Origin of the sequence: Chryseobacterium sp. HMWF035, assembly GCF_003094695.1 — a bacterium.
Taxonomy (GTDB): Bacteria; Bacteroidota; Bacteroidia; order Flavobacteriales; family Weeksellaceae; genus Chryseobacterium; species Chryseobacterium gambrini.
This window is the reverse complement of the sequence record NZ_QEHP01000049.1, coordinates 43,084-49,083: the sequence shown is the minus strand read 5'-3', so window position 1 is coordinate 49,083 and position 6,000 is coordinate 43,084. Positions and strand designations below refer to the sequence as shown.

The following is a 6,000-nucleotide window of genomic DNA, read 5'->3' as shown; positions in this document are numbered from 1 at the left end:
TTTTTAATGATCAGTCATAAAGTTTCTATCATTAAAAATATAACATCGGAGAGTAAACTTCTATTTTAAATCATAAGATAAATATTATTTTATAAATAAAAAAACACACAGAAACCTTAATCAAATAATAGCTATTGGTAAAAAGTTTATCAATGGTATGAACACAAAAAATTATTTCTAAAATGCACAAAATTATCACTCTAATTTTGGTAATTCTTTCTTACAGTATTACCGCACAAGTTGGCATCAATACATCTTTACCGGATCCAAGTTCTTCTTTAGACATTTCGAGTAATTCAAAAGGACTTTTACTCCCGAGAATCAGTAATCTTTCATTGGTTACTAATCCTGCAACAGGATTGGTTATTTTTGATACCAATAAAAAATGTATCAGCCAGAATGTCGGAACTCCGGCAGCTCCCGACTGGGTGTGCCTTTCTCCGTATTCGGCAAGATTTTTCTACATGCCAAGTGTTGTTTTTGATACGACTACCATTGCAGCAGGACAAACGAAAGATTTATACACATTGTATAAAAATCAGTTTTCGAATATTCCTTCCAATGCGAGAAGTGCTTCCGCTCCGGCAACGATTCCTTTCTTTCCTAACGCAACAGATCTTCACTATTATGTAACAGGATACGATTCTACTGTGTTCAGGATTAACAGCATCAGCAATACAGGAGTTTTAAATTATGATGTACTAGCAAACGCCACACCTGCTTCTTTTATTAACATTGTTTTTGTCGTAAAATAAGTAAACATCATGAAAAAGAATTTCAGAGGGCTATCGGTGATGAGCCTTATATTTACTTTGCTTACAACTTTCCTGTACGCACAGACAGACAGTACTGAAGTTGCCAGTATTTACGGATTTTATTCCTATTCAAGCTCTTTAATGAATGCTTCTTCGGCATCCGAGCTTACCATACAGGGAAATGCTTCCCATACTGCCACAGGAGTACAGCTTACCCCTGCAAGCTCAGGTCAGTTCGGAGGATTATTTATCAACGGCAGAACTTTTACTTCGGTAAACGGTTTACACGTAGAATTTGAATACGATATGAAATCCGGTGCTCCATTCAGTGGTTCGTATGGTGACGGTTTATCTTTTTTCCTGTACGACGGTTCTGTAACCAATCCTACAATCGGATCTTCCGGTGCAGGTTTGGGATATGCTTATAACAGAGCAAAAAATGATTTTGCATCATTCAGAAAACCCGGTTTATCAGGAGCGTATCTTGGGATTGCGCTAGATGAATTCGGAAATTTTAAATCAAAACGTTTTCAGGGTGAATCCAGAGTTAACGGTATTACAGGAGTAACATGGAGCCAGGGATCAAGCCACGTAACATTGAGAGGAGCCAAAGGAGCCGCCATCAATACCAATGGCTTAGGAGATGGCTACACAGGATATCCGGTTCTGGTAAGCCGATCTACATTAAGCAATACAGGAACCGTAGGAAGAATATTACAGGCGGACAGATCGTATGCTTCCACCACCAATACATTGGCTTCTACTTTTGATCTGAGAAACGGAAGCGGAGAATTCAGAAAAGTGTATCTGGATCTGATTCCTCACTTTGTAACAGCAACCACCACAGACGGATTTGATATAAAAGTAGATATTCAGACCACACAAAACGGAACCCCGATTAATATTATTGATTATTATCATTACAAAACCTCTGTTCCGTACAGCGAAAATGCAAATCCTTCCGTAACAGATTTTAACAGCTCGGATGCTGAAGGCGCGGCTACAAACCAGACTTTAAATGCTGCAGTACCTGCGGTTTTAAAACTTGGTTTTGCGGCATCAACCGGAGCAGCGTATCAACAGCATATTATCCGAAATGTGAAGTTAACATTGCCTTATTCCGCTGTTACGAATGATGATGTGGCAACAACCTGTAAACTTCAGCCGGTTTCGATCCCGGTTTTGGATAACGATATTGCCTACAAAGGTCCCATCAGTATTACAACTCCGCCTACAGGGAATAAAAACAATATCGATAAAACTACATTCAGTTTTACGAAAACGGGAGATACCGATCTTACTTTATACCGCAGAAAAGTAACCCCACAGGGAACATGGAGCTATAATAAGAATACAGGAATTGTAACATTCTATCCTTCAAGCGGATTTACCGGAACGGCAACAATGACGTATACCGTAAAAGGCAGAACTTTAAAAGATTCTAACGGTAATATTGTTGAGCCGTATGGTGACACAGCGTACAGATCGGTTCCTGCAACCATTACGGTTACATTAAAGTCAACCGGCTGTGTTTATTCGGTAGTTTCTAATAAAATGGTAACGCAGGGCATAAAGTAAACCTTAACTAAATTATATAACCGGACAAACCACAGAAAATTTCTGTGGTTTTGTTTTATATTTGTTATACATTTTAATTCTAAAAATATTCAGATATGAAATTCGGACAAGTTGAAGATCCTTCAAAGATAGATTTTACATTACCCAAAGATCATCCCAGAACCAAGGAAATATTAAACCAGAATAAAAAAGGACTGGAAAACATCTCCATCGGATGCGCAAAATGGAACAAGACAGACCTGAAAGGCTTTTATCCAAAAGGTACAAAAGATGAGCTCACGTATTATGCAACGCAGTTTAATTCTATTGAGCTGAATGCAACCTTTTACGGTATGCCGACTCCGGAACAGGTACAGACGTGGAAAGAAAAAACTCCCGCTGATTTTAAATTTTTCCCAAAAATAACAAATACAGTTTCCCATTTCAGAAGACTGCTAAATATAGACGATGTGGTAACCCAGTTCGCAACTGCGGTTTTAAATTTTGATGAAAAACTGGGAATGGTATTCCTTCAGCTTCACGATAATTTCAAGCCGAAAGATTATGAAAGACTGGAAAAATTCGTAAAAAACTGGCCAAAAGAAGTTCCTCTTGCGATAGAGCTGAGAAATACAGACTGGTTTACCGATGAAGAGATTCTTAATAAGACCTGCGATCTGTTTGAAGAAAACAACATCACCAACATTATTGTAGATACTGCAGGAAGAAGAGATATGCTTCATATGCGTCTCACCACACCGAATGCATTTATCCGCTATGTTGGAGCCAACGCAGAAAGTGATTATGACAGACTGGATGACTGGATGAAACATCTTACCCAATGGAAAAACGAAGGATTGCAGAATCTGTATTTTTTTGTGCATCAGAATATTGAAAAGGCTTCTCCACTGCTTTCCGCTTATTTCATCAAAAAAGTGAATGAAGAGTGGAAAAAAGACATTCACATCCCCGAAATGGCAAAAGAAAGTACAGGAAGTTTATTTTAAGATTTAACAAATTTTAATTTTACTCACCAATAAGTGGGATAATTAATAACAAAAAGTGCATTTTTAATATAAATAATTCACTTTTTTGTCTGTAAAAAAAATTACTGTAAAACCTTTATTCATATTGTTATAATTAGTAAATTAGAAAGAAGAGATTCTACATTAATCAAAGCACAATAAAAACCAATAACAGTATGGAAAAGGAAATTTGTACAATAAGTATTACCAGCAACTGGCTCGGTGACGAGTATACTTTTTATGAGAACGAAAAAATAAAAAGAACATACGACAACAACAGCTTAAGTTCCGATGTTACGGAATGGCTGGAACCGAAACAAATCAGTAAGCACAATAAAGATAAGCTGATTAAGAACTGTCCGGAAGAGCATAAAGAAAGAATCATGATTATTCTTGATTATCCTTAATCTTTTAACCCAATAAAAAATCCCAACCTTCAGCAAAGATTGGGATTTTTTTATTTTCTTTTTCTCAGAAGCAGCATAATGTTGAGAAACAGAAGCAGAAAATCTAAAGTAATCCAGATTCCCAGTTTTACGTTCTCATGATTATAAGCATCAATCTGTTTTTTTGCCAGATCCGAAAGTTTTGAACTCTGAATAATATAATTCTGAACTTCAATAATCTGATCTATATTTTTATTCGGGACCGAATTCTGAGAGAAGTATACAAGATTTTTTTTGCCTAAATATCCTACCACCCAATATTCATCAGACTTATCCATTTTCAGATATTCTATTCTGTAATATTCCGGACGGATGGTTCCCAGATGTTTCGTATCGACTACTTTACCAGTTTCAGCATCATTCAGCGTAAGTACATAAAAATCCAGAGGCTGCGGTAGTTTATTGATAACCTGAAGCGCAACGGAATTTTCTACAATGCCTATCGTGCTTTTCTTGATAAACCAATACGTGAAGATAGAGAATGAAAAAATAATCGTAACAATGCGGAATAATTTTGCCCATTCTGCGCCCTTTCCTTTCTTCAGCTTGGAAAGCAGGAGAGAAAAAACAGAAGCCCAGAAGATGACCAGAACAATAAATACCATACTGCAAAGATACTTATTTAAAGGGTTTCAAAAGAATACTATTCAACATTCCATTCTTTGTAGAACTGATCGAGGAATTTCAGCATAAAATCGTGTCTTTCCCCAGCAATTTCCTTTCCTTTTTCCGTATTCATCAGATCTTTCAGCAGCAAAAGTTTTTCGTAAAAATGGTTGATGGTGGTTCCGTTGGATTTTTTATATTCTTCCTTAGACATATTGAGTTTAGGCTCTACATTGGGATCATACATCGGATTATTTTTAAAGCCTCCGAAGTTGAACGTTCTTCCGATTCCGATGGCTCCGATGGCATCAATCCGGTCTGCATCCTGCACAATTTTCAGTTCAACAGGAAGATTTTGAGGAACTTCTCCCCTGTTTTTAAAGGAAATATTTTTAATAATGAACAAAACCTGTTCAATTAATTCTTCCGCGGCATTCTGGCTTTCGAGAAACTCACGGGAAACTTTCAAAGCAAGGGTTTCATCGCCGTTATGAAATTTGGGATCGGCAATATCGTGAAGCAAAGCCGCAAGTTCTACAACTTCCTGATTGCAGCTTTCTGTTTCTGCTATTTTTTTGGCTAATTTCCATACTCTTTCGATGTGAAACCAGTCGTGTCCCGCTTCTGCACCTTCCAGTTTTTCTTTTACAAATTCTACCGTGTTTTGGATCAGATTCTTCATTACTATCAATTCATTTAAATGTTTGGCGACCAACTTGTCAAAAAGAAAAAATGATTTATCAGGGAATTTCGTTTAAAATAATATTCCACAGTTTCTTATTGTAACTTCTGAAAAAATTAATGTGCCCGATTTCACCTTTTTCCGATTCTGAAATTTTCACCAGTCTGTATGTAGGCTGAAGATTCGGATAGGTATCGTTCATCAGACTTTTTACGCCTTTTTCAGTGAGCCACGCATCATCTTCAGCACAAATTACAAATACTTTCTGCGTTAAATTTTTAGAATAATCCTCAATTTTCTCCAGTAATCTGTTGGTCGATTTTTTGTTTAAAATTAAGGTTCTCCAGTCATATGCGCAATTTTTCGGAAGACTTTCTCCAAGTCCGAACCAATTTCCCGGGAAATAACCTAGTAATGCGGTGGTTAAAGGCTGGGCAATTCCGAAACCGAGATAAGCTTCAATTTTTGTTTTGAATTTCAGATGCCCCACAAAAGCATTCTGGGTTCCCACGAAGAAAAACTCTTCGAAGATTTCCGCATCTTTATTCATTCCTAAAATTAATGCACCAACTGAATGTCCTAAACAGTACTTATGATAATCGTTAAAATTTTTCTGAATATAATCTGTAACGGCTTTAAAATCTTCGCAACCCCAGATTCTCATGGAAGCATTAAAGCCTCTCATATTTTCAGGTTTTGAAAGCCCGATTCCGCGATAATCATAGGTGATGACCGTAAATCCTTTTTCGGAAAAAAACTGCGCAAAGGAAAAGTAAACCTGCTGTTTTACTCCGGTTGCAGAGTTTATAAGCAACAATTTACGATTGCTTTTTTCCGGCAAAAACAAATGGGCAATTATTGAAACGTGATCAGATGTAGTAAGTTTAAGCTCTTTCATGGGTAAAAGAAAAAATCCACTATAAAAGTGG

At 36.8% G+C, this 6,000-nt stretch carries 7 protein-coding genes; 4 read left to right on the top strand and 3 right to left on the bottom strand.

Annotated elements, in window-relative coordinates; genetic code table 11:
* Positions 1-182: 182 nt before the first annotated feature.
* The 4 genes from DD829_RS08080 to DD829_RS08065 all read left to right on the top strand — a co-directional run bounded on the left by DD829_RS08080 (position 183) and on the right by DD829_RS08065 (position 3,744).
* Positions 183-755, top strand: coding sequence for a hypothetical protein (locus tag DD829_RS08080; RefSeq protein ID WP_076395980.1), 573 nt, complete (start codon positions 183-185; stop codon positions 753-755).
* Between the two features lie 9 nt (positions 756-764).
* Positions 765-2,333 carry a hypothetical protein gene (locus DD829_RS08075; protein ID WP_108410357.1) on the top strand — a complete coding sequence of 523 codons (1,569 nt, stop codon included), beginning with the start codon at positions 765-767 and terminating at the stop codon, positions 2,331-2,333.
* Between the two features lie 95 nt (positions 2,334-2,428).
* The gene (locus tag DD829_RS08070) at positions 2,429-3,319 is read left to right on the top strand and encodes a DUF72 domain-containing protein (RefSeq protein WP_108410358.1); all 891 of its coding nucleotides are present in this window, start codon (positions 2,429-2,431) and stop codon (positions 3,317-3,319) included.
* A gap of 194 nt (positions 3,320-3,513) precedes the next feature.
* Positions 3,514-3,744 carry a hypothetical protein gene (locus tag DD829_RS08065; RefSeq protein WP_076395986.1) on the top strand — a complete coding sequence of 77 codons (231 nt, stop codon included), beginning with the start codon at positions 3,514-3,516 and terminating at the stop codon, positions 3,742-3,744.
* Positions 3,745-3,794: 50 nt separating this feature from the next.
* On the opposite strand, the gene DD829_RS08060 is transcribed toward DD829_RS08065, so the two are convergent.
* The 3 genes from DD829_RS08060 to DD829_RS08050 are packed head-to-tail and all read right to left on the bottom strand — an operon-like array spanning position 3,795 to position 5,969.
* A complete protein-coding gene (locus DD829_RS08060) occupies positions 3,795-4,388 on the bottom strand; it encodes a hypothetical protein (protein WP_084196497.1) in 594 nt (197 codons plus the stop codon).
* A gap of 38 nt (positions 4,389-4,426) precedes the next feature.
* Complete coding sequence (locus DD829_RS08055; protein WP_108410359.1) at positions 4,427-5,071, bottom strand: HD domain-containing protein; 645 nt, start codon at positions 5,069-5,071, stop codon at positions 4,427-4,429.
* Positions 5,072-5,129: 58 nt separating this feature from the next.
* On the bottom strand, positions 5,130-5,969 hold the full coding sequence (locus tag DD829_RS08050; protein WP_108410360.1) for an alpha/beta fold hydrolase: 840 nt from the start codon (positions 5,967-5,969) through the stop codon (positions 5,130-5,132).
* Positions 5,970-6,000: the final 31 nt, after the last annotated feature.